This window comes from Streptomyces sp. NPDC048637 (assembly GCF_040650675.1).
GTDB lineage: Bacteria > Actinomycetota > Actinomycetes > Streptomycetales > Streptomycetaceae > Streptomyces.
In genome coordinates, this window is the sequence record NZ_JBEZHQ010000004.1 from 316582 (window position 1) to 339248 (window position 22667).

At 68.4% G+C, this 22667-nt stretch carries 20 protein-coding genes; 12 read left to right on the forward strand and 8 right to left on the reverse strand.

What is annotated here, in order from left to right; all coding sequences use genetic code 11:
- Positions 1-19 precede the first annotated feature (19 nt).
- The 6 genes from AB0C46_RS08790 to pssA all read left to right on the forward strand — a co-directional run bounded on the left by AB0C46_RS08790 (position 20) and on the right by pssA (position 6430).
- Positions 20-2056 carry a methylmalonyl-CoA mutase family protein gene (locus tag AB0C46_RS08790; protein WP_362826842.1) on the forward strand — a complete coding sequence of 679 codons (2037 nt, stop codon included), beginning with the start codon at positions 20-22 and terminating at the stop codon, positions 2054-2056.
- Positions 2053-3027 (forward strand): CoA ester lyase, encoded by a 975-nt coding sequence (locus AB0C46_RS08795; RefSeq protein ID WP_362826843.1) that lies wholly within the window; start codon positions 2053-2055, stop codon positions 3025-3027. The genes AB0C46_RS08790 and AB0C46_RS08795 overlap by 4 nt, the downstream gene beginning before the upstream one ends.
- A 5-nt stretch (positions 3028-3032) precedes the next feature.
- Positions 3033-3557: a MaoC family dehydratase gene (locus tag AB0C46_RS08800; protein ID WP_030079426.1), complete on the forward strand. Its 525-nt coding sequence runs from the start codon at positions 3033-3035 to the stop codon at positions 3555-3557.
- A gap of 2 nt (positions 3558-3559) precedes the next feature.
- Positions 3560-4765 (forward strand): acyl-CoA dehydrogenase family protein, encoded by a 1206-nt coding sequence (locus AB0C46_RS08805; RefSeq protein ID WP_362826845.1) that lies wholly within the window; start codon positions 3560-3562, stop codon positions 4763-4765.
- A 170-nt stretch (positions 4766-4935) separates the two neighbouring features.
- Positions 4936-5583, forward strand: coding sequence for a phosphatidylserine decarboxylase (locus AB0C46_RS08810; protein ID WP_127153886.1), 648 nt, complete (start codon positions 4936-4938; stop codon positions 5581-5583).
- Positions 5570-6430 carry a CDP-diacylglycerol--serine O-phosphatidyltransferase gene (pssA, locus tag AB0C46_RS08815; RefSeq protein ID WP_181018717.1) on the forward strand — a complete coding sequence of 287 codons (861 nt, stop codon included), beginning with the start codon at positions 5570-5572 and terminating at the stop codon, positions 6428-6430. The genes AB0C46_RS08810 and pssA overlap by 14 nt, the downstream gene beginning before the upstream one ends.
- A 113-nt stretch (positions 6431-6543) precedes the next feature.
- Here the strand turns inward: pssA and AB0C46_RS08820 are convergent, their stop codons facing one another.
- Positions 6544-7692 (reverse strand): glycerate kinase, encoded by a 1149-nt coding sequence (locus AB0C46_RS08820; protein WP_362827021.1) that lies wholly within the window; start codon positions 7690-7692, stop codon positions 6544-6546.
- Between the two features lie 216 nt (positions 7693-7908).
- Here AB0C46_RS08820 and AB0C46_RS08825 point away from each other — a divergent pair, with 216 nt between their 5' ends.
- A complete protein-coding gene (locus AB0C46_RS08825) occupies positions 7909-8418 on the forward strand; it encodes an NUDIX hydrolase (RefSeq protein ID WP_362827022.1) in 510 nt (169 codons plus the stop codon).
- A 34-nt stretch (positions 8419-8452) separates the two neighbouring features.
- Positions 8453-9262, forward strand: coding sequence for a nucleotidyltransferase domain-containing protein (locus tag AB0C46_RS08830; RefSeq protein ID WP_362826847.1), 810 nt, complete (start codon positions 8453-8455; stop codon positions 9260-9262).
- A gap of 156 nt (positions 9263-9418) precedes the next feature.
- Here the strand turns inward: AB0C46_RS08830 and AB0C46_RS08835 are convergent, their stop codons facing one another.
- The 5 genes from AB0C46_RS08835 to AB0C46_RS08855 all read right to left on the reverse strand — a co-directional run bounded on the left by AB0C46_RS08835 (position 9419) and on the right by AB0C46_RS08855 (position 16304).
- A complete protein-coding gene (locus tag AB0C46_RS08835) occupies positions 9419-11974 on the reverse strand; it encodes an AAA family ATPase (RefSeq protein ID WP_362826849.1) in 2556 nt (851 codons plus the stop codon).
- Between the two features lie 436 nt (positions 11975-12410).
- A complete protein-coding gene (locus tag AB0C46_RS08840; protein ID WP_362826850.1) occupies positions 12411-12809 on the reverse strand; it encodes a nuclear transport factor 2 family protein in 399 nt (132 codons plus the stop codon).
- Positions 12802-13413, reverse strand: a complete 612-nt coding sequence (locus tag AB0C46_RS08845) for an urea carboxylase-associated family protein (protein ID WP_362826852.1) — start codon at positions 13411-13413, stop codon at positions 12802-12804. The genes AB0C46_RS08840 and AB0C46_RS08845 overlap by 8 nt, the downstream gene beginning before the upstream one ends.
- Before the next feature lie 13 nt (positions 13414-13426).
- A complete protein-coding gene (locus tag AB0C46_RS08850; RefSeq protein ID WP_362826853.1) occupies positions 13427-14881 on the reverse strand; it encodes an amino acid permease in 1455 nt (484 codons plus the stop codon).
- A gap of 10 nt (positions 14882-14891) precedes the next feature.
- Positions 14892-16304: an aldehyde dehydrogenase family protein gene (locus AB0C46_RS08855; RefSeq protein ID WP_362826855.1), complete on the reverse strand. Its 1413-nt coding sequence runs from the start codon at positions 16302-16304 to the stop codon at positions 14892-14894.
- A 299-nt stretch (positions 16305-16603) separates the two neighbouring features.
- Between AB0C46_RS08855 and AB0C46_RS08860 the strand changes: the two genes are divergently transcribed.
- Complete coding sequence (locus AB0C46_RS08860) at positions 16604-17506, forward strand: LysR family transcriptional regulator (protein WP_362826857.1); 903 nt, start codon at positions 16604-16606, stop codon at positions 17504-17506.
- A 152-nt stretch (positions 17507-17658) separates the two neighbouring features.
- Here the strand turns inward: AB0C46_RS08860 and AB0C46_RS08865 are convergent, their stop codons facing one another.
- Positions 17659-18189 carry a DinB family protein gene (locus AB0C46_RS08865; protein ID WP_362826858.1) on the reverse strand — a complete coding sequence of 177 codons (531 nt, stop codon included), beginning with the start codon at positions 18187-18189 and terminating at the stop codon, positions 17659-17661.
- A gap of 305 nt (positions 18190-18494) precedes the next feature.
- Between AB0C46_RS08865 and AB0C46_RS08870 the strand changes: the two genes are divergently transcribed.
- From AB0C46_RS08870 to AB0C46_RS08880, 3 genes are all read left to right on the forward strand, one after another.
- Positions 18495-19253 (forward strand): enoyl-CoA hydratase, encoded by a 759-nt coding sequence (locus AB0C46_RS08870; protein ID WP_362826860.1) that lies wholly within the window; start codon positions 18495-18497, stop codon positions 19251-19253.
- A 259-nt stretch (positions 19254-19512) separates the two neighbouring features.
- The gene (locus AB0C46_RS08875) at positions 19513-20688 is read left to right on the forward strand and encodes a CoA transferase (protein ID WP_362826861.1); all 1176 of its coding nucleotides are present in this window, start codon (positions 19513-19515) and stop codon (positions 20686-20688) included.
- Positions 20685-22055: an aldehyde dehydrogenase family protein gene (locus tag AB0C46_RS08880; protein ID WP_362826863.1), complete on the forward strand. Its 1371-nt coding sequence runs from the start codon at positions 20685-20687 to the stop codon at positions 22053-22055. The genes AB0C46_RS08875 and AB0C46_RS08880 overlap by 4 nt, the downstream gene beginning before the upstream one ends.
- Positions 22056-22120: 65 nt before the next feature.
- Here AB0C46_RS08880 and AB0C46_RS08885 read toward each other — a convergent pair whose 3' ends face one another.
- A complete protein-coding gene (locus AB0C46_RS08885; protein ID WP_362826865.1) occupies positions 22121-22666 on the reverse strand; it encodes a methylated-DNA--[protein]-cysteine S-methyltransferase in 546 nt (181 codons plus the stop codon).
- Position 22667: the final 1 nt, after the last annotated feature.

The window sequence follows — 22667 nt, forward strand, 5'->3', positions numbered from 1 at the left end:
ACGAAGATACGGGCCTGATATGACTGAGCGTCAGAAGGATCGTCCGTGGCTGATGCGGACCTACGCCGGCCACTCCACCGCCGAAGCGTCCAACGAGCTGTACCGGCGTAACCTCGCCAAGGGCCAGACGGGCCTGTCGGTCGCGTTCGACCTCCCGACGCAGACCGGTTACGACCCCGACCATGTCCTCGCCCGCGGCGAGGTCGGCCGGGTCGGGGTCCCCGTGTCCCACCTCGGTGACATGCGACGGCTGTTCCAGGACATCCCGCTGGACCAGATGAACACCTCCATGACCATCAACGCGACGGCCATGTGGCTGCTGGCGCTGTACGAGGTGGTCGCCGAGGAGCAGGGCGCCGACATCTCCAAGCTGTCGGGGACGACGCAGAACGACATCGTCAAGGAGTACCTCTCGCGCGGGACGCATGTCTTCCCGCCGGGACCCTCGCTCCGGCTGACCACCGACATGATCACGTACACGGTGGCCCACATCCCCAAGTGGAACCCGATCAACATCTGCAGCTACCACCTGCAGGAGGCGGGCGCCACCCCGGTCCAGGAGATCGCCTACGCGATGTCCACCGCGATCGCGGTACTGGACGCGGTGCGGGACTCCGGGCAGGTGCCGCCGGAGAAGTTCGGCGATGTCGTGGCCCGTATCTCGTTCTTCGTGAACGCCGGAGTCCGGTTCGTCGAGGAGATGTGCAAGATGCGCGCCTTCGGCCGCATCTGGGACAAGATCACCCGCGAGCGCTACGGCATCGAGAACGAGAAGCAGCGCCGGTTCCGCTACGGCGTCCAGGTCAACTCGCTCGGTCTGACCGAGGCGCAGCCGGAGAACAACGTCCAGCGGATCGTCCTGGAGATGCTGGCCGTCACGCTCTCCAAGGACGCCCGCGCCCGTGCGGTGCAACTCCCCGCCTGGAACGAGGCGTTGGGGCTGCCGCGCCCCTGGGACCAGCAGTGGTCGCTGCGTATCCAGCAGGTCCTCGCCCACGAGAGCGATCTGCTGGAGTACGAGGACATCTTCGCCGGCTCGCATGTCATCGAGGCCAAGGTGGACTCCCTGGTCGCCGAATGCCTCACCGAGATCGAGCGGATCCAGGAGATGGGCGGCGCGATGGCCGCGGTGGAGTCCGGCTACCTCAAGTCGCAGCTGGTCTCCGCGCACGCCGAGCGGCGGGCCCGGATCGAGGCCGGCGAGGAGAAGATCGTCGGCGTCAACTGCTTCGAGGGCACCGAGCCCAACCCGCTCACCGCGGATCTCGACACGGCCATCATGACCGTGGACCCGGCCAACGAGGCACGGGTGGTCCGGGCGCTGCACGACTGGCGGGACAACCGCGACGAGACGCGCGCCCAGGACGCGCTGTCGGTCCTGAAGAAGACCGCGGCGGGCGACGGCAACCTCTTCGCGGCCACCGTGGAGTGCGCACGTGCCGGTGTGACGACCGGTGAGTGGGCCTGGGCGCTGCGGGACGTCTTCGGCGAGTTCCGGGCTCCTACGGGCGTCTCCAGTGCCCCCCTGGCGGTCGCCGCCGAGGAGGGCAGCCCGCTCGCCGCGGTTCGCGAGAAGGTCGCCAAGACCGCGGCCGAGCTCGGCAGCGGCAAGCTGCGCCTGCTGGTCGGCAAGCCCGGCCTGGACGGGCACAGCAACGGCGCCGAGCAGATCGCCGTACGGGCCCGGGACGCCGGCTTCGAGGTGATCTACCAGGGCATCCGGCTCACCCCGGAGCAGATCGTCTCGGCCGCCGTCGCCGAGGACGTGCACTGTGTGGGGCTGTCGATCCTGTCCGGCTCACACGCCGAGCTGGTGCCGGACGTACTGGACCGGCTGCGCCGCACCGGCGTGGACACCACTCCCGGGCCCGGCGGCCCTCCCATACCGGTCATCGTCGGCGGCATCATCCCCTCCGCCGATGCGGCGGCCCTCCGGGAAGCCGGAGTGGCGGCCGTCTTCACCCCCAAGGATTTCGGTATTACGGAGATCATCGGCCGTATCGTCGACGAAATCCGGAAAGCGAACCAGCTCGACCCTCTGGAGGTCCCCGCATGACCCAGGCTCACCCCCCGGTGCACCGCCTGCGCCCGCGACGCTCCTGCCTCGCGGTCCCCGGCAGCAACCCGCGCTTTCTGGAAAAGGCCCAGGGCCTTCCGGCCGACCAGGTCTTCCTGGACCTGGAGGACGCCTGTGCGCCGCTCGCCAAGGAGGGCGCCCGGCAGCACATCGTCGAAGCGCTGAACGAGGGCGACTGGACGGGCAAGACACGGGTCGTGCGGGTCAACGACTGGACCACGCACTGGACGTACCGGGACGTCATCACGGTCGTCGAGGGCGCCGGCCCCAACCTCGACTGCATCATGCTGCCGAAGGTCCAGGACGCCCAGCAGATCGTGGCGCTGGACCTGCTGCTGACGCAGATCGAGAAGACCATGGGCTTCGAGGTCGGCAGGATCGGCATCGAGGCGCAGATCGAGAACGCCAAGGGCCTGGTGAACGTCGATGAGATCGCCGGTGCCTCACCGCGCCTGGAGACCATCATCTTCGGCCCCGCCGACTTCATGGCCTCCATCAATATGAAGTCCCTGGTGGTCGGCGAGCAGCCGCCCGGCTATGGGGCGGATGCCTATCACTACATCCTGATGCGCATTCTGATGGCCGCACGTACCTACGATCTACAGGCGATCGACGGTCCGTACCTTCAGATCAAGAATGTTGACGGCTACCGCGAGGTCGCCGGCCGCGCCGCCGCCCTCGGCTTCGACGGCAAGTGGGTGCTGCACCCGGGTCAGGTCGAGGCCGCCAACGAGGTGTTCTCCCCCTCCCAGGAGGACTACGACCACGCCGAGCTGATCCTGGACGCCTACGAGTGGCACACCTCGGAGGCGGGCGGAGCCAAGGGTTCCGCGATGCTCGGCGACGAGATGATCGACGAGGCGAGCCGGAAGATGGCGCTGGTCGTCGCCGGCAAGGGCCGGGCCGCCGGCATGATCCGCACGTCCAAGTTCGAGGCCCCGGAGGCTTAAGCGCGATGCAGTTCGGCCGTACCTATGAAGAGTTCACCGTCGGCGATGTGTACAAGCACTGGCCGGGGAAAACCGTCACGGAATACGACGACCACCTCTTCTGTCTGCTCACGATGAATCACCACCCGCTGCACATGGACAGCAACTACGCGGAGCAGACCACCGACTTCGGAAAGAACGTCGTCGTCGGTAACTACATCTACTCCCTGCTGCTGGGCATGTCGGTGCCCGACGTCTCCGGAAAGGCCATCGCCAATCTGGAGATCGAGTCGCTGAAGCATGTGGCGCCCACCTTCCACGGCGACACGCTCTACGGCGAGACGACCGTGCTGGACAAGACGCCCTCGCGCTCCAAGACGGACCGCGGCATCGTGCACGTCGAGACCAAGGGCTACAAGCAGGACGGCACCCTGGTCTGCGTCTTCCGGCGCAAGGTCATGGTCCCCACGGCCACCTACATCAAGGAGCGCGGCGGCGAGCAGCCCGGCCGCCCGGAGCTGCAGGCCCCGCCGGCCAAGAAGGAGAAGTAGCCATGACCCGTCTCGCGCAGACCGAGGGTCTGACCGACATTCAGCGGGAGATCCTCTCCACCGTCCGCGATTTCGTGGACAAGGAGATCCTGCCGGTCGCCACGGAGCTGGAGCACCGCGACGAATACCCGTCGCAGATCGTCGAGGGCCTCAAGGAACTCGGTGTGTTCGGCCTGATGATCCCCGAGGAGTACGGCGGTCTGGGTGAGTCCCTTCTCACCTATGCGCTGACGGTCGAGGAGATCGCCCGTGGCTGGATGAGCGTCTCGGGCATCATCAACACCCACTTCATCGTGGCGTACATGCTCAAGCAGCACGGCACGCAGGAGCAGAAGGACTATTTCCTGCCGAAGATGGCGGCCGGTGAGATCCGGGGCGCCTTCTCGATGTCGGAGCCTGCACTGGGCTCGGATGTTTCGGCCATTTCTTCCAAGGGCGTGCGGGACGGTGACGATTACGTCCTCAACGGCCAGAAGATGTGGCTCACCAACGGCGGTACGTCCACCCTCGTCGCGGTGCTGTGCCGGACGGACGAGGGCCACCCGGAAGGCACCGCGCCGCACAAGTCGATGACGACCTTCCTCGTGGAGAAGGAGGCCGGCTTCGGTGAGGTGCGCCCCGGACTGACCATTCCGGGCAAGATCGACAAGATGGGCTACAAGGGCGTCGACACCACCGAACTGATCATGGACGGGCTGCGGATCCCGGCCGATCGGGTACTCGGCGGCGAGACCGGACGTGGCTTCTATCACATGATGGACGGCGTCGAGGTCGGCCGGGTCAATGTGGCCGCGCGCGGCTGCGGTGTCGCCCAGCGCGCCTTCGAGCTGGGTGTTTCGTACGCGCAGCAGCGACACACCTTCGGCAAGCCGATCGCGCAGCACCAGGCCATCCAGTTCAAACTGGCAGAAATGGCGACAAAGGTCGAAGCGGCCCATGCAATGATGGTTAACGCCGCTCGCAAAAAGGACTCGGGGCAGCGAAACGACCTTGAGGCGGGCATGGCGAAGTACCTGGCCTCCGAGTACTGCAAGGAGGTAGTGGAAGACGCGTTCCGCATCCACGGCGGCTACGGCTTCTCGAAGGAGTACGAGATCGAGCGCCTCTACCGCGAGGCCCCGATGCTCCTGATCGGTGAAGGTACCGCCGAGATCCAGAAAATGATCATTGGGCGACGGCTACTCGAGGAGTACCGGATCCAGGGGTGAACATCCAGTTTGGGCCGGTTTGGCCTAGACGAAGATCACACCCCGTCATCATTCTTCGGCCACGGATTGGCTCTGGCTCTTGGCCAGTTGCCGCTCGTAACCGATAGCATCCATGGAAAGCCGCCGTCCCCCGTATCCATACGCGGCATCCTCCGCTACGAAGGTCATCCATGCCCCACAGCCAATCCTCTGCACCACGCGGTCGCGTCCGCCTCGCGCGCGGAGCGTCGCCGTGGCTCCTGCCGACCGTTGCCACGGCAGCGGTCAGCCTCGCCCGGTCCCGCCGGTCGGGTCGCTGGGCCGCCGTTGCCGTGCCCACCACCGCACTGGCGGCGGGCATGCTGTGGTTCTTCCGCGACCCCGAGCGGGAGATCGCTCAGGGGCGGGTCATCTCCCCGGCCGACGGCGTGGTGCAGAGCATCATGCCGTGGAAGGACGGACGGACTCGTGTCGCGATCTTCATGAGCCCGCTGAACGTTCATGTCAACCGTGCGCCGCTGGCCGGCACGGTGACCTCCGTGGAGCACATCCCCGGCGGATTCGTTCCGGCGTTCAACAAGGAGAGCGAGAACAACGAGCGGGTGGTCTGGCACTTCGACACCGAGCTCGGCGACATCGAGATGGTGCAGATCGCCGGCGCGGTGGCCCGCCGGATCGTCCCCTACGTGCCCCAGGGCACCAAGGTCGAGCAGGGTGAACGGATCGGCCTGATCCGCTTCGGCTCGCGGGTCGACGTCTACCTCCCGGAGGGCGTCGAGGCAGCGGTCGAGGTCGGCCAGGCCACCACCGCGGGGGTGACACGCCTTGACCGTGATTGATCCTGAAACACAGGCGGGCTGGGCGCCCGAGACCGACGAGGACGAGGACGACATGCCGCTGTCCACGCGGCTGTCAATAGCGGACACCCTCACCCTCGGCAACGCGATCTGCGGCTTCATGGCCGTGTACTTCACCACCACCGGGGTCCTCATCCCGCACCTGACGGGCAACGAGGACGGCGGGATGGCGCGGCACAGCGCGGCGATGGCCGTGATCCTGATGCTGCTCGCGTCGGTCTTCGACCTCTTCGACGGACTGGTGGCACGCAAGCTGCGCGCCTCGGCGATGGGGGCCGAGCTCGACAACCTCTCCGACCTGATCAGCTTCGGTCTGGCGCCCGCGTACTTCGTGGTGACCTGGGGCATGGTCGCCCAGGACGCGCACCAGCGGGTGTCGGTCGTCGCGGCGGTCGTGGTGCTGCTGGCGGTGGTGCTCCGACTTGCGCGGTTCTCCTGTGTCACGTTGCGTGACGGCATCTTCCAGGGCATGCCGAGCCCCTTCGGCGCCCTGACCGTCGTCGCCATCGTCCTGCTGGAGCTGCCGTTCCTGCCGACGCTGCTGGCGATCATCGGCGTGGCCTGGCTGATGGTGAGCCGGGTCGAGTACCCCAAGCCGCGGGGGCGGCTCGCGGTGGCGATGCTCAGCTGGATCGTGCTCAGCATGGGCATGCTCGCCGCCTGGGCACTGGACGCCCCCGGCGGCCAGCTGCTGCTGCAGACCGGCTGCTCCCTGCAGGTGGTCCTGGGCGCGATGATCCCGCTGTTCGCGACGGCCCGGAGGGTCAACACCTTCCGCGACAACCGCCGTGAGTCGCGCGCGGAGTCCCGCGCCGCACAGCTTCCTTAGCGGAACGCCGAACAACGCCGCGGGCCCCGAGCGAATCTTTCGCTCGGGGCCCGCGGCGTTGTGGTGGGTGCGGCCCGCGGTGGGCTGCGGCCCGCGGTGGGCCGCACCGCGCCTCAGACCAGGAAGTCCCGCGCCAGCTGCGCCGCCGCCCGCTCCAGCAGCGGCCCCGCCTCGGCCATACAGCGGGCCGGGTCGGACTCCAGATCCGTCAGGGCGTACGCACGCCGGATGCCGGCCGCGGTGAGCGCCTCCTGGGGCAGCTGGAGCCGGCCGCAGACCGCGACCACGTCCACGCCGGCCGCCCGGGCCGCGGCGGCGACACCGGCCGGCGCCTTGCCGTGCAGGGTCTGCGCGTCGAGCGAGCCCTCGCCGGTGATGACGAAGGTGGCCTTCGCCAGCGCCGGGGCGAAGCCCAGGACGTCGAGCATCACGTCGATACCCGGCCGGAAGGCCGCGTCCAGGCCGACCAGCGCGCCGTAGCCGACACCGCCGGCGGCGCCCGCGCCGGGCGCCAGGGCGTGTTCCGCGGCCTTGGGGCCCACCGCACGCTCCAGCACCTCGGCGTAGTGCGCCAGGGCCGCGTCCAGCGTGGCCACGTCCTCCTCGCTCGCGCCCTTCTGCGGGCCGTAGACCGCCGGGGCGCCCTTCGGGCCCGCGAGCGGGTTGTCGACGTCGCTGGCGAGCACGATCGTGGTCCTGGCCAGCCGGGGGTCCAGCCCCGACAGATCGGCGGTGGCCAGGTCGCGCAGCGGGCCGCCGCCGGGGGCGACCGGCTCGCCGTCCGCGTCCAGGAACCGCGCGCCGAGCGCCGCGAGCATCCCCGCCCCGCCATCGGTCGTGGCGCTGCCGCCGACACCGAAGACGATCGAGGTCGCGCCCGCGTCGAGGGCGGCGAGCAGCAGCTCGCCGGTGCCGTACGTGGTGGCCGTCAGGGGGGCGAAGACGCCCTCGGGGAGGTGCTGGAGTCCGGACGCCTCCGCCATCTCGACCACCGCGGTGCCTCCCCCGGCTACCGCTGAGGGTGCCCCCACGCGCAGCGCGAAGGTGGCCGTGACCGGCACGCCCGTGGGGCCGGTGACCCGTGCCTCGTGGCGGGTGAAGCCGGCCGCGAGGGCTGCCGCCACAGTGCCGTCGCCGCCGTCCGCGACCGGGACGGCCGAGACCTCCAGACCGGGGACCGCGCGCCGCAGACCGGCCGTGACATGCGCGGCGACCTCGACGGCCGTGAGCGAACCCTTGAATTTGTCCGCGGCGATCAGCACATGTGCTGTGTGTGTCCTTGATGCGTCCGCCACCGTGTGACCCCTTGCTTTCGAACTGGCAGTCGCGCCGCTGTGACCTTATCCGGCACATGGCGCGGCGAACAGGGCACATCGGTCCCACGGTGCCGCCGAGCGCCCCCGGAGTGCGCCCCTCGAAGATCCGCCGGTCGGGCGCGGCCCCGGACCCGCTCCGTCTAGGCTCGCGCCGTGACGACCATGGACTACGCCAGTTACATCGCCGGCCTGCCCCGCGTGCTCGCGGGCGCGGGCACCATCTTCCGCGACACGGAGGGCCGCCTGCTGCTCGTGGAGCCCAACTACCGCGACACCTGGACCCTGCCCGGCGGCACCGTCGAGTCGGACGCCGGTGAATCGCCCCGCCAGGCCGCCCGCCGCGAGACCGCCGAGGAGATCGGCCTGGACATCGAGCCGGGCCCGCTGCTCGCCGTCGACTGGGCACGCGGCAAGAACCGCCCGCCGCTGGTGTCGTACCTCTACGACGGCGGAGTGCTGGAGGCCGCACAGCTCGCCGCGATCCGGCTGCAGGAGGAGGAGCTGCTCTCCTGGCGGATGGTGCAGTGGGACGAGGCCCAGACCCTGGTGAGCCACGAGATGGCCCTGCGTATCGACGCCGCGCTGAAGGCCCGCACGGCCGGCCGTGGCCCGGCAGAACTGGAAGATGGCGTTCCGCCGAGCGGGGCGGACGGTCCGCCGTCAAGGGGATGACACCGGAGCGGCCGTGCTGCCTAGGGTGATCGTCATGGACGACATCGCAGCAAAGGTCGCACACGTGCCGGGAGTTGTCGGGGTGATGCTCGGGGGAAGCCGGGCACGGGGCACTCACCGGGCGGACTCCGACTGGGATCTGGGCGTCCATTACCGGGGCGAGCTGGATCTGGAGGCGCTGGAGGCGCTGGCCGCGGAGGTGACCGGCGGTCCTGTCGAGGTATACGGGCCGGGATCCTGGGGCGCATGGGTCAACGGCGGCGCCTGGCTGGTGCTGCCCGACGGCCGCCATGTGGACTGGATCCTGCGGGACGTCGACCGGGTGCGGCAGGTGTGGGAGGAGTGCCGCGCGGGCCGCTTCGAGATCGGCGTCCAGGCCGGCCACCCGCTCGGCTTCTGGTCCCCCGCCTACCCGGGGGAGGTGGCGCTGGGCCGGGTGCTCGCCGATACCGACGGGGAGTTGGCCCGCCTACGGGAGGAGACCCGGACCTACCCCGAGGCCCTGCGCACGGCGCTGACCCGTGACGGGGTCTGGGACGCAGGGTTCTCGGTGACGATGGCGGGCAAGTCGTTCGCGGCCCTGGACGTGCTGCATGCCGCCCTGTGTCTGTCCCGGGCCGTCGGCGACCTCGTCCAGGCCCTGCATGCCCATCACCGCATCTGGTGTCTCAATGAGAAGGGCGCACTCGCGGCTACCTCGGCGATGCCGGAGACACCGTCCGGCTTCGCTGCCCGTGCCACCGCCCTGCTCGGCGGAATCGGGCACGGGGCAACGGAGTTGAAGCGGTCGTTGGAGACCGCGGCGGAGCTGGTGGACGAGGTGCGGGACGTGGTCACGCCCTGATGCCGGAGACGGCGCGGCCGCGGACGGTCCGGACGGTGCAGCGCGTGAGGTCGGTTTCGGCGATCGGCTTTCCTTTGTGGCGTGATGGAGCGACCGCCGCCTCGGTTGCGCTCCGCTGTCGTGTGGCCCGCTGCTGTCGCGTGGCCCGATCGCGGCCTATTCTGCGCCGTAGATCCCGGACCTGACGTCGGTCACCTGGCCGGTCCTTCCCGGTAGGTATTCCTGGTTCCGGCGCGTGTACTCGGCTGCGATTTCCACTCGGGAGGTCAGGTCGAGCTTTCGCAGAATGCTGGAGACATGGGTCTGAACGGTGTTGCGTGAGCGGACCATGCGTGCGGAGATCTCGGGATTGGTACAGCCTTCGGCAACGAGAGCGGCAATGCGCAGTTCCGTGGCGGTCAGGGCATCCCACCCCTTGGCGGGGCGGCGGTCCCGGCCGCGGAACGCTCGGCGGATTCCTGCTGTGTGAAGTCGTTGGACGGCGCGGTTCCTGTCCCAGGTGGCGCCGAGGCCGTCATAGATGTCGAGCGCTTTGCGAAGCAGGAGAGAGGCATCCTTGATACGGCCCGCACGGCCGAGGAGTTCGGCCGCGTCGGTGTAGGCATACGCTTCCTTCAAGGGCCGCGGCGCGCTGCGGTAGGACTCGGCCGCCCGCAGGATCAAGGCGGGGTCTCCGTCGAACAGCCCTCTGCTGTGATGGGCATCGCCGCGGTGGCAGACCGCACCGGTGCGCTGGGCCTGATATTCGGCCCTGTTGAGGACCTGCCGAGCGTAGCCGGTGTCGCCGTGCGCCAGGGCGAGCCGCAGCAACTCGGGGGCGAGGAAGGTCAGTACGGGTGTTTCGTGCAGCGGGTCCTCGCCCTGGTCCCACAGCTGCCGGAGGGCGTCGAAGGCCTGCTGTGTCTCGCCTCGCATCTCGTGGAGCAGCGCTGTTGCGCACCAGGGGAGCAGGTCCGGGGGCCAGAGGAGCGCCGAGGTGCTCTGAGCCGGCGCACGCGCCGCTGCCTCCAGGTGGGTCACGGCCTGCACATGCTGATCCCGGTGCAGGGCGATCAGCGCCGCCAGCCCGTTCAGGGCGCCGGACAGCGAAGAAGCGTCCTCCCGCAGCCCGGCGCCGACCTGCGCGAGTGCGTCGTCCCAGCGGCCCGCGACGAAGTGGCACACGGCGTTGGCCATATGGAACCAGGGCAGGAAGACGCCTCCGGCCTCCGCTGCCTGCCGGTGGGTTGCGCCCAGAAGCCGCACGCATTCGTCGGTGCCGTCCATGTCGGCGAAACAGGTGGCCATGGTGAGCCGGATGCCCAGCCACTGGGTGGGGTGGGTCTTCTCGGGCGTCAGCCGCAGCGCCTGCTGGAGAAGGCGGATGGCCTCTACGAAGTCGGCCTCCAGGGCACGTTGCAGCCCCAGGGCGTACAGAGCCTGGGCCCGCATCGGGCGGCTGCGGTCGGTCGGTGCCGGGCGGCGGAACGGATCGCTGACGGTCGGTACCGCGTCTCCCCCGTCCGGCGCCGGCACGGGCACCGGCCAGAACGGCAGGCGTCGGGGCACATCGCAGGGGGGCGCCGCGGCAGCCTCATCGACTGCCCCGGCAGGTGTGGTCAGACGGTCCATGCCGGCCCGCAGCATGGACCGCAGGGTGTCCGGCATGCTCTGGTACAACACCTGCCGGATCAGGCCGTGCTGGAACGTCAGCAGGTTCCCGTCATGGTGCAGTACACCGCTCTGCTGCGCTTCGTGCACCAGACCCAGCAGTTGTTGCGCGGGAACACCGAGCAGAGTGGACCAGTCCGCGGCGGCGAAGCGCACACCGAGGACGGTCGCCGCCTGCAGGGCGTGCAGGGCCGGGTCACTGAGAAAGTCCAGCCGGCGTGTCACGGTCTCGGTGAGCGAGGGCGGCACACCGGGTGCCACGACCTCAGCTCTCCCGTCACGACGCTCGATCCATCCATCGGTGCGCAGGGCCGTCCACAGATCGACCAGGTACGACGGGTTGCCCGCCGCTGCCTCGGCCAGTCTGAGCAGCCCGGGTCCGGGCCGGGCGCCGAGGTGGTGCGCGATCACGCACGCGATCGTGTCCGGATCGAGCCCTCCGAGCCGGAGTTCGCTCCAGCCCTCGGTACCCAGGCTGCGCCGCAGTGGGGCAAGCCCCGTCCCGTCGTGGTCGGGTCGATGCGCGCCGAGCACGAACAGGGGGAGGTCGTGCCAGGCGAGGCTCAGTCGGTGCAGCACCAGCAGGCTTGCCGGGTCCGCCCACTGCAGATCGTCGAGAAGGAGGGCAAGCGGGCCCTGCGCACACAGCTCTTCCACCAGATGGATGAGGGCCTGCACCGCGGCCATGCCGGGCCGGGGGTAGCCGGCCGTGTTCGTGCCGCGCCGCCGGGCGTACAGGATTTCCACGGCTGTGGCCCGCTGGGGGTCAGCGGCGGCCGGGTGGATGCCCAGACACTGGGCGATCACACTGAACGCCATCCGGCGTTCGAGCTGCTTCCCCGCGGCGCTGAGCACCTGGGTCCCTGAGCGCCGCGCGAGGGCCGCGGCCGTGGACAGCATGGCTGTCCTTCCGATGCCCGGCTCACCCGTCAACAGCACTCCCGCTCCCGGCCCTTTGGCGGCGCGAGCCAGCAGGCGGTCCAGTTCCGCCTGCTCTTCCTCCCGCCCCCGGAGACGGGGCGTCCGCAGCTCCGCGACAACCCGTCCCGCATCGGATCTCATACGCGCATCCGACGGGTGCGACGGGTGCAGTTCTTCGCGCGAACGCTGGGAGTGTGGGACATGGGATGTCTTTCCTGTCCGAAATATGGAGGGAGGGCAGTCGCGGGTGGTCCCGAACGGAGGTGGCGCAGTGCCGCACACCGCAGAAGCCCGCAGAAGCCCGCCGAGAGCGGCGGTGCGGGGCAATTCTTAAGAGTCTTCCGTGGCCCGCCAGGTTCCCGCCACTCCGGCAACAAGGCCGTCTCCGGCGGTTCCGTCCGGGTGGAGTCCCCGGCCGGTCCCACTGGCTTCGCCTGGGGACTGCCTGGCCCGCCCCGCTCTTGTACGGATCACACGTTGCGGTGTACTCCCCTGGGGAGGGGGCGGGCGTGGCAGTGGCTCTTCAGCTCGTCGCTTGGTGCATCGCGCGCTCAGGGAGCGCGCACCCGGAGAGGAGTCAGCCGGCCGGCACGTCGGGGCGGATCTTGCGCAGCGAGCTCTTGCGGACGATCAGACCGTCGCGGAACGTCAGCAGGTCGCAGCCGTCGGTTTCCACGCGCGCACCGTTGGGCTTGGTCGCCGTGAACGTCCATTCGGTCACGCCACGGTCGCCGGCGACGAAGTGCCGCGCATCGAGCCACTGTGCGTCCGGCATCCGGTCCAGCAGCGCCTGGTAGCCCTCGCGGACCGCCGTTGCGCCGCTGAAGCGTTCACCGTCACGTTCGGCTCCGGTCGACGCCTCGTAGATCCCCTCGGGATGCATACAGGACATCAGTGTGTCGATGTCGTGGCGATTCCAGGCTGCTGCGAAGCGCTCCATGAGCGCCAGGAGTTCGCTCGCTTCTCTCTCAGGCATGCAGTTCAAACCTCATCGGAGTCGGCTGTGGTCCATTGCACGGGCCAGGCATCTGACATACCGAGACCGCCCACAACAGGTCCATCTCGGCGCGCAGTTCGACAATGTCTCCGGGCTGCGCGTACGAATCCCGCACCTTGAGGTCGCCGTCGATGCCGTATGGGAAGTTCATGAACACGTTGAAGCAGCTGGCCGGGTTCAGTCCCGTCGTGGGGGCGTTGAGCTGGTGGAGCTCGTTGAGGATCGTCTCGTAGCAGCCCAGCTGGTCGGCGCCGAACAGCGCGTTGAGCTCGCGTGAGCAGAAGCCTCCGCCGGCGTAGTGCACGCCGCAGGTGTCTTCGGTCATCGTCCAGATCGGACGCATGAGGTTGGTGACGAACACATTGCCCTTCCCCAGCTGCCAGGACTCGGCGGCGAATGTCGTGTAGGTCACGTCCAGGTGCTCACTGGGGTTCTCGGCGCTGAAGGACACCAGGTCGGCGACCTGTTGGCCTTCCAGGTCAATGATGCGCAGGGTCTGTCCGGCGGCCACACGGCCCGATGCACCTGCCCCCGGGGCGACGTCCTGGCCCCAGAGCGGCTTCGATGATGACGGGAGGGTCATGGGGGACTTCCTCTCAGGTTTGGGGGTGTACGTACTCAGGGACGGGAGCGAGGGGTGCGTCAAGCTCCTTCACGGCGCCGCGTACGAACCGGTACGCGACGGCGCCTCCGGTGAAGATGACGACGAGCATGATCGCGACGCTCCAGTTCTGATACCAGGGCGCCCCGTCGAGCCTGGGCCAGGCGATGTTGACGATCTCGAACGCCAGCCAGGCGACCGCGGCGACATTGATCACTGTGCTGAATCTGCCGAGCGCCAGCGGCCCCGGTGTCCACCGCCCGCGCAGACGGGCGATCAGCATCGCGACGACCGGGAACCCGAAGGCCACGTAGAACCCGCCGGTGGCCAGGCTGAACAGGGTGACGTAGAGATCGGTACCGGTCAGCAGCAGCAGGGGAACAGCGCCCATCGTCACGACGAGCACGGCGACCCAGGGAAGTCGCTGACGTCGCGACAGTCTGCTCAGCGACCGGTGTCCCGGCAGCAGTCCGTCGCGCGCCAGGGCATAGATCACCCGTGACACCGAGGCCTGCCCGGCGACCGTTCCGGCCGTGAATCCGATGACCACGATGGCGAACAACGGCTGGGTGATGCCGGAACCCAACTGGGCGGACAGCGTGTCGGTGATCGGGTCGGCGCTCCCACCGAGCGAATCCTCCGGTATGGCGAGGATCAGTGCGAGTGCTGAGTACATCACCACGAGTCCGACCACCAGCAGCGACAGGACGATGGCCTTCGGGGCCGTCCGTGACGCATCGACGGTCTCCTCGGCCACCGACCCGGCGCTTTCAAAGCCGACGAACGCCCAGCCGACGATGGCCACCGCGGCGAGCAGACCCGAGAGCGTCAGACCGTGGTTGCCGATGCCGTTGAAGACGGCCGACAAGCTGTTCTCCCGGTAGAAGACCAGCAGGATCGTCCCGATCACCAGGCTTCCGAGGACTTCGGCGGAGATGCTCACAAGGGTGACGAGCCGCAGCCCCCTGCGGTTGAGTGCGTTGATCGCCGTCGCAGCGGCGAGGATGACCAGTGACAGGGCGATGAGCTGGGGGTTGCTCGGCTCGTGGATCCCCAGCAGGGGGGCGAGGAAGGACGCTCCGACATACGCCGGAGTCGCGGTTGCCACGACCAGCGTGCAGACGTACACCCACCCGGCAAACCACCCGTAGCCCGCGCCGATCAGCCTCCTGGACCACTGATACACACCCCCGACCAGCGGCCACCGAGAGGCGGCCTCGGCCATCACCGCCGCAACGAGCAGCTGCCCGATTAGGACGATGAGGATCGCCCACCAGAACCCGGGCCCGGCGGTCCCGATACTGAGCGCGAAGATCGTGTACAGCCCGATGATCGGGGAGATGAACGCGAAGGCGAGCGCGAACGCCGACCAGAAACCGAAGTCTCGCTTGAGCTCGTGGGCGCGGGCGCTGTTCTCCGCTGCCGCACCTCTTCTCGGTGATTCGATCATCGAGGTCAGCTCACTTGTCGGACGGCACGGTCGGAGGCGGCACGATCAGACGGCCGTCCCAGGCTGACCTCTCGCCGTTGTCGTCCTTTCCGGAATGCACCAGGATCGCGCGCTCGTGTGAGAGTTCCTTGAACCCGAAAAGACCGTGGTAGCTGCCCACCCCACTGTGGTTCACGCCCCCGAACGGGAGGGCCGAGTCACCCCAGTGAGAAGCCCAGCCGTTGACGGTCACACCACCGGAGGAGGTGCTCCGCAGGACGGTGTCCACGAAGGCGTCGTCTTCGCTGAAGATGTACATCGCCAGCGGCTTGTTCCCCTGCTGCAGGAAGCCTGTCACTTCCGCGATGTCGCGGTACGTGAGGACGGGGAGGACCGGGCCGAAGATCTCCTCCTGCATCACCCGGGCGTCCAGCGGGACATCGAGCAGCACGGCAGGCTCGAAGTTGCCGCTGCCGTCCGTGGCGCGGCCGCCTCGGGGCAGCACCGCTCCTCTTGCCACGGCGTCGTCGATGTACGCCTGCACCCTGTCGGAGTTACGGGCGTCGACCATCCGGGAGATGGTGCTCTGGTCGAAGACGCCGTCGCGGTAGTGCTTGCGGTCGACCGCGGCCCAGTAGGAGCTGAGGAATTCGTCGCGAAGGTCCTGCCTGATCCAGAGGTGGTCCACGGCCAGACAGATCTGACCGCTGTTGTACTGCCGGCCCTCTGCCACCAGCTCCGCAACCTCGGCGAGATCGGCCGTGCCGTCGACGATGCCGGGGCACTTCCCTCCCAACTCAAGGGTGACCGACGCCAGATGCTTGGCGGCCGCGGCCATGACGACCTTGCCGACGGCCGGGCTGCCGGTGAAGAAGACATGGTCGATCGGCTTCTCCAGCAGCGCATTGGCCACATCGACGCCGCCTTCGATCGCCGCGACCTCCCGGTCGTCGAAGACCTCTTTGATGATCGCTGCCGTGACCTTGGAGGTCTCCGGACACATCTCATTCGGCTTGACGATGGCGGTGTTACCCGCGGCGATCGCCGGCACAAGCGGCTGCAAGGCGAGCTGGAAGGGGAAATTCCAGGGTCCGAAGATCAGCACCACGCCGCGCGCCTCGTACTCGAGCCGGACACCGGCACCGGGGTAATCGGGAGAGGGACCGAGATCAACCGGAGTCAGCCAGCTGTCGAGCTCTTTCCGCGCACGATCAATGTGATCGATGATGTTGTTGATCTCGGCGTGTGCCTGCGCCTCGCCCGGCGGCTTGCCCAGGTCCGCGTGCAGTGCCTCGACCGCTCGGTCAGCGTGCCGCAGCACGCCGGCGCGCAGCTTTTCGAGCATCGACCGCCGGTGCGCGGCCGACGAAACCTTTGCGGCCCATCGATAGTCGCGCTGGAGTTCGAATACGCGATCGATCTCCTGCTGGACTTCTTCGTCCATGACTCCACCCTCATTTTGGTTGAGTTCCGGGGCTCCGAGTAGCGTGCTTCAGCTTTCCCCGGCCATTCGCATCCTCGCAGATCCGATGAATGGCCTCCAAGATCTAATGCGACTGGTTCCATAAGCGGGAGTTATCGACTATCACTCCTAGTGCTGCGAACTTTGTCGGTGTATTTCGCCGTCGCGGCTCCCCAGACCCGAGTCGGGCCGGTCCAGAGACGCTGAGTCGGGCCGGTCCAGGAGAAGTCCGTACCGCTTCTTTTCCGGTACGCAGAGGCGCTTCGGGGTAGCCTGAACTTATGGAAATTCGGGACCTGCGGTACTTCGTCGCCGTGGCCGAAGAAGCCAACTTCACCCGCGCTGCCGAGCGACTACTGGTCGCCCAGCCCGCTGTTTCTCAGCGGATACGCGAGATGGAGCGGGCTTTGGGCCGGAGCCTGTTCGAGCGGACGTCACGCCGCGTGAATCTGACTGCGGCGGGACAGCAGCTTCTGGCGCTTGCTCAGCCGGTATTGGCACAAGTGGACGCGATCGAGGGGCAGCTGCGCCTTTCGGCACAGGAAGTCACCGAGGATCTCACGGTCGCCGCCATCAAATCGCTGCCCGGGGTACATCTGCCGGCGCTCATCCACACTTTCCGGCGTAATCATCCGTCCGTCCGGTTCGTCCTTCGTGAGCTGACCACGACCTCCATGCTCGACGAGCTCGCCGCCGGAGCAATCGACCTGGCCATCGCTCAGGCGCCCGACGGGAATCGTCCGGGCCTGATCATCGACGAACTCGCCCGGGACGACTTCGTCTTGATCGTCCCGCTCGGGCACCGGCTTGCCCGCCGTCATGCGGTGGGGATGGCGGAACTGGCCACCGAGGACTTCATCACCTTGGACCGGGGGTCGGGCGTGCAACGCACCCTGCGGTCGGCATCCAAGAAGGCAGGCTTCACACCGCGGGTGATGATCGAAGTACTGCAACTCGACACCGTCCGCGAACTGGTGGCGGCCGGGCTGGGCATCGCGTTGATGCCGCTTTCCAAGGCGGAGGTCGCCGGGCCTGCGGTGAGCGTCGTGCGCATCGGGCCGCCCAAGCTTGTCCGTCGCATCGTGATCGCTACGCCCGAGGCCGGCAGTTCGCCCGGAGCCCTCGCGTTCAGGGAGATCATCCTGGAGGCCTTCACCCGTGCCCATGACTCCCAGGGGACCTGACCGTCTCCCGCCTCCGGGCCGTCGTTCTTGCGGGGTCGCCCCACCTGGTCAGCCGCAACCCGTTCAGCACCGTCCGTACAGCTGACGCATGCCCGAAGAGCCCGCCCCTCGGCGGGCCCCGTTCCGGCCCCGGCCGCATACGCCCCCACCGGCTATTCGCCCACGGCTCCGTCGGCGAGTTCCCGTGCGATGTCGAGGTGCCCCACGTGTCGTGCGTATTCCTGCAGCAGATGGAAGAGGATCCAGATCAGGGTGGGCCGGTCCTCCTCGGCCGGGACACGTCCGCCGAGGGTGGCAGCCTGGTCCTCCAGCCGCGCCGCAGCGACGATGGCGCGGGATCGTGCGCACTGCTCCTGGAAGAATTTCTTGACGTCCTCGAAGGATTCTCCGGAGTCAACGTGCCATGGGCCGGGTCTTTCTTGAAATTCACCCCATGGATGTGCGACATCCTCGCCGATGAACCCCCATTGCAGCCAGCGTTGTTCCACGCAGGCCAAGTGCTTGAGCAAGCCCAGCGGCGCCCAGCCGGTCGGTAGCCGGCTGTTCCTCAGGTCCTCGTCGGACATTCCCTGCACCTTGCGCAGGGCAGCGTCCCGGTAGAAGTCGAGGTAGCCGGTGAGGAGCTCGTACGGGCTGGTGAGCGTCACCGGAGGTTCTGCCGCGGGCTCGATCTTGTGCACCATGATGAGGATCTTAAGGAGGAGGAAAGGGCCTGTCCAGCGGTCGGGACCACGCAGTTCTGCTTCGTGAATCCGGACCTGCGAGCAGGTCGTTACTCACCCCACTGCGCAGACGCCGGAGTAAACGCTACTTCGCACCTGTCCGGTGACTGATGGATCGCCACAAATGGTCTCAGCGTGCAGCGGACCCGCTCCGTTATTGCACGGGTGTGGGGAGCCTTCAGAATAGCGCCGGACCTGGACTTGTACAGGGCTTGGCTGCCACCTCTCACAAGAGGCACCTTGCGCACCGTCCTAGGCTGACTCTCATGAACCCCAAACTTGTGCTGCTCGAAAGCGATGGCCCGATCCGCACCATCCGCCTCAACGCACCGGAACGCCGCAATGCCCTCGACCTCGACCTGCTCGGCCAACTCGCGGCCGCAATCGCCACGGTCAAAGCCGATGCGGATGCTCGCGCCCTGATCGTCGCCGGCGCCGGCAAGGCGTTCTGTGCCGGAGCGAACCTGGAGAGCATGTTCGGCGACGTCACCAGGCCCGTGCACGAACTCCGCGAGCACCTGAAAAAGGTCTACGCATCGTTCCTCGGCCTGCGTGAACTCACGATCCCCACGGTCGCCGCGGTCCAGGGCGCGGCCGTGGGAGCCGGGCTCAATATCGCCCTTGCCTGCGACATCGTCATCGCCGGTCCGCGCGCCGCTTTCGGGCCGACCTTTGCCGAAATCGGCCTGCATCCCGGCGGCGGCTGCTCCTTCATGCTGACCGAACGCATGGGTGCCGCCCACGCCACCGCGGCGCTGCTGTCGGGCGACATCATCAAGGCCGAGGACGCCGTACGACTGGGCCTGGCCAATCTGCTGGCCGAGGATCCCGAGGTCAAGGCCACGGAGTTGGCCGCTCGGTACGCAAGTCGCAGCAGGCAGCTCAATGCCGACATCAAGCGGTCGGTGCGGATCGCCGCGACGTCCGACCTCGAAACCTCGCTCGACTTCGAGTCGTGGGCGCAGGCGTCATCCGTGGGCAGCGAAGAATTCGGCCGCTACCTGGAGGACTTCCTCAAGAACTAAGGGCTGTCCGGTAGGCGCTTTCCGGCACCGGTTGAGGTGGACAAGGCGCCCGTTCTGCCTGCGCAGTTCGGGCACCTTCCGCCACGCCGCCGATATCGATACTCCTTGCTTATGGGGCCAGTCGGATTCGGTCTTGGATGCTGCTGATCGGTTCTGTAAGGATGCCGATGGCGGGGTCGAACCGAAGCGCGGTTCCAAGAATCCCGTTGCCGTGTGTCATTCAATGGCCGTCGGCGATCGGAGACAAGGAGATTCATAAATGGATGGGTCCGCGCTTTCCGGCGTGCGTGTCGCCGACTTCTCCAGGGTCCTGTCAGGTCCGATAGTCACCATGACGCTCGGGGACCTCGGTGCCGACGTCATCAAGGTCGAGCCCCCGGGCGGTGATGACACACGGCAGTGGGGGCCGCCGCACGCCCCGGACGGCAATGCCACCTACTTCCTGGCCGCCAACCGCAACAAGCGGTCCCTGGCGCTCGATCTCAAGACCCCGGCCGACCGTGAGGTCGCCCGGCGCTTGATCCGGCGCAGCGATGTGCTCGTCGAGAACTTCCGGCCCGGTGTGATGGATCGCCTGGGCTTCGGCTGGGAGGACGCCCATGCGCTCAATCCCCAGCTGATCTACTGCTCCATCAGCGGCTTCGGCCGGGAGGCAGGCGCCGCGATGGCCGGCTACGACGCGGTCGTCCAGGCGGTCGGCGGGCTGATGAGCGTCACCGGCACCGAGGACGCCGACCCGGTCAAGGCCGGAGTTGCGGTCGTCGATGTGCTGGCGGGCCTCAACGCCTTGGCCGGCATCCTGGCGGCCCTGCACGCGCGTCACAGCGGGGCGGGCGGTCAGCGCGTCGATGTGTCACTGCTCAACAGTGTCCTCTCGGCGCTGGCCAACCACTCGTCCGCCTACCTCAACGCCGATGTCGTCCCGGCCCGGGTCGGTAACGCACACCCGAGCATCGAGCCGTACTCGACCTTCCCCACGGCCGACGGGGCGCTCATGCTCTGTGTGGGCAACGACCGGCAGTTCAGGGCGCTCTGCGAGGTGCTGGGTGTTCCCGAATTGGCCGGAGATCCGCGCTACGCCACCAACGGGGCGCGGGTGGCCCACCGCAGCGAGCTGCGTCCGGTGCTGGTGACGGCTCTGGCCGGCCGCGACCGGCAGCACTGGACCTCGGTCCTCTCGAAGGCCGGCGTGCCCTGCGGTTCGGTCAACGACCTTGCGGACGCCTTCCGTATGGCGCAGTCACTGGGGCTCAAGTCGGTCGACCGTCTCCACGGTTTCGCGTCGGTCCGGTCGCCCATCGAACTCAGCGCGACACCGCCGCGGACCCGGCTCGCGCCACCGCGGCTCGATGAGCACGGACCGGAGCTGCGTGCCTGGCTGGGCGGGCCGTCCTCCGCCCTCGTTCCCCCCAACTCCCAGGAGATGACCCCGTGACGGACATCGTCAGCCGGAACCCGGCACACCCGCTCGTCGAGATCGCCCGGCGCCCGGCCAGCAGCGCGAAGGACGTAGACGAGGCCGCGCGGCACGCCGCCGACGCACAGCGGGCCTGGGCCCGTCTGCCGGCGGGCGAGCGCGGTCAGGCACTGATGGCGTTCGCCGACCGCTTGTCCCGCGAGGCGGACTCGCTTGCGGCGCTGATCTGCGAAGAGGTCGGCAAGCCGATCGGCGAAGCCCGTGCGGAAGTCACCCGCTCCCTCGACATTCTGCGCTACTACGCCGGGGTGGTGCTGCTGCCCGACGGCGAGACACTGCCCGCCGGCACCGGTCGAGGCTGGCTGATGTCCCGCCGCTACCCGGTCGGTGTCATCGGCATGATCACCCCGTGGAACTTTCCGCTGGCCATCCCCACGTGGAAGGTGGCACCCGCCCTCGCCTACGGCAATGCGGTGCTGCTCAAGCCCGCTTCCCCGGCCATCGGTGTCGCGCAGAGGTTCGCCGCCGCGGCACAGGAGATCCTTCCCGACGGCATCGTGCACCTGCTGACCGGTGACCGTGACGTCGCCGAAGCGATCATCGACCATCCGTCGGTGTCGGCCGTGTCCTTCACCGGATCCACTGCGGTCGGCCGCTCGGTCGCGTCGAGGGCAGGGGCACGGGGAGTCGCCACGCAGTGCGAGATGGGCGGCCAGAACGCGTCGGTCGTGCTCCGCGACTGCGACCTGGAGCACGCGGCCTCGACCATCGCCGCTGCGATCACCGGTTACGCCGGCCAGAAGTGCACGGCGACCAGTCGCGTGATCATCGAGGACCCACTGGGCGATGCCTTCGTCGACCTTCTTGCCGACCGTTTGCAAGCCCTGAAGGTCGGCGACCCCGCGCTGCCGGGCACCGGCGTCGGCCCGCTGATCGATGCCACTGCGAGAGAGTCGGTGCTCGCGGCGGTCGCGCGCAGCAGCGGTCGCACGATCACCGGCGGAACGGCCGTCGACGGGCTGGAAGGCTTTTACGTCCACCCGACGCTGGTCGACGTCCGCAGCTCACGCGATGTGCTCGTCGAACAAGAGGTGTTCGGGCCGGTCGCCGCGGTGGTTCGCGCCCGCTCGCGTGAAGAAGCCCTCGCGCTGGCCAACCACGGTTCGTACGGCCTGGTGGCCTCGGTCTTCACCGCCGACCTGGAGGCGGCCATGACCTTCTGCGACGAGCTCCAGGTGGGCATGGTCAAGATCAACTCGGCGACCACCGGCGCCGACTTCCACGCACCCTTCGGCGGCAGCCGCGCCTCCGCATTCGGACCGCACGAACAGGGGCTCGCCGCCCGCGAGTTCTTCACGCAGACGCGGACCCTGACCTTCACCTGACCGGCCGGGCGGCCGACTCCCTGTCTCCCCCTCTGAGCGGCGAGACAGCACCCCGTCCGTCACCCTCACCCGCACTCCTCCACCGGGAACAGGCCGTCCTCCGTCCGTTCGAAGGCGAGCAGGCGGCGCTTGCGGTCGAGGCCGCCGCCGTAGCCGGTCAGGCTGCCGTTGGCGCCGACGACGCGATGGCAGGGGACGATGATGCCGACCGGATTGCGTCCGTTGGCCAGGCCGACCGCGCGGGACGCCGACGGGGCACCGAGCCGCTCGGCGAGCTGCCCGTACGAGACGGTCCCGCCGTACGGGATCGTGCACAGCGCCGCCCACACGCGGCGCTGGAAGGGCGTGCCGCGCAGGGCCAGCGGCAGGTCGAAGGTGGTCAACTCGCCGCGGAAATAGGCCCGGAGCTGGGCGATGGTCTCGGCGAACGGCGGCTCGCCGGGGTCCGCCGGGTCGCCGAAGGTCTCCTGGGGCGGGCGGTGGCGCTGATCGGTCATGTAGAGGCCGCTGAGGGCCTCGCCGGCGGCGACGAGGGTGAGCGGCCCCACCGGGGTGCCGTCCAGGACGGTGTGGGTGACGGGGGCGGCGGGTTCGGGTGCGTGAACGGTCATG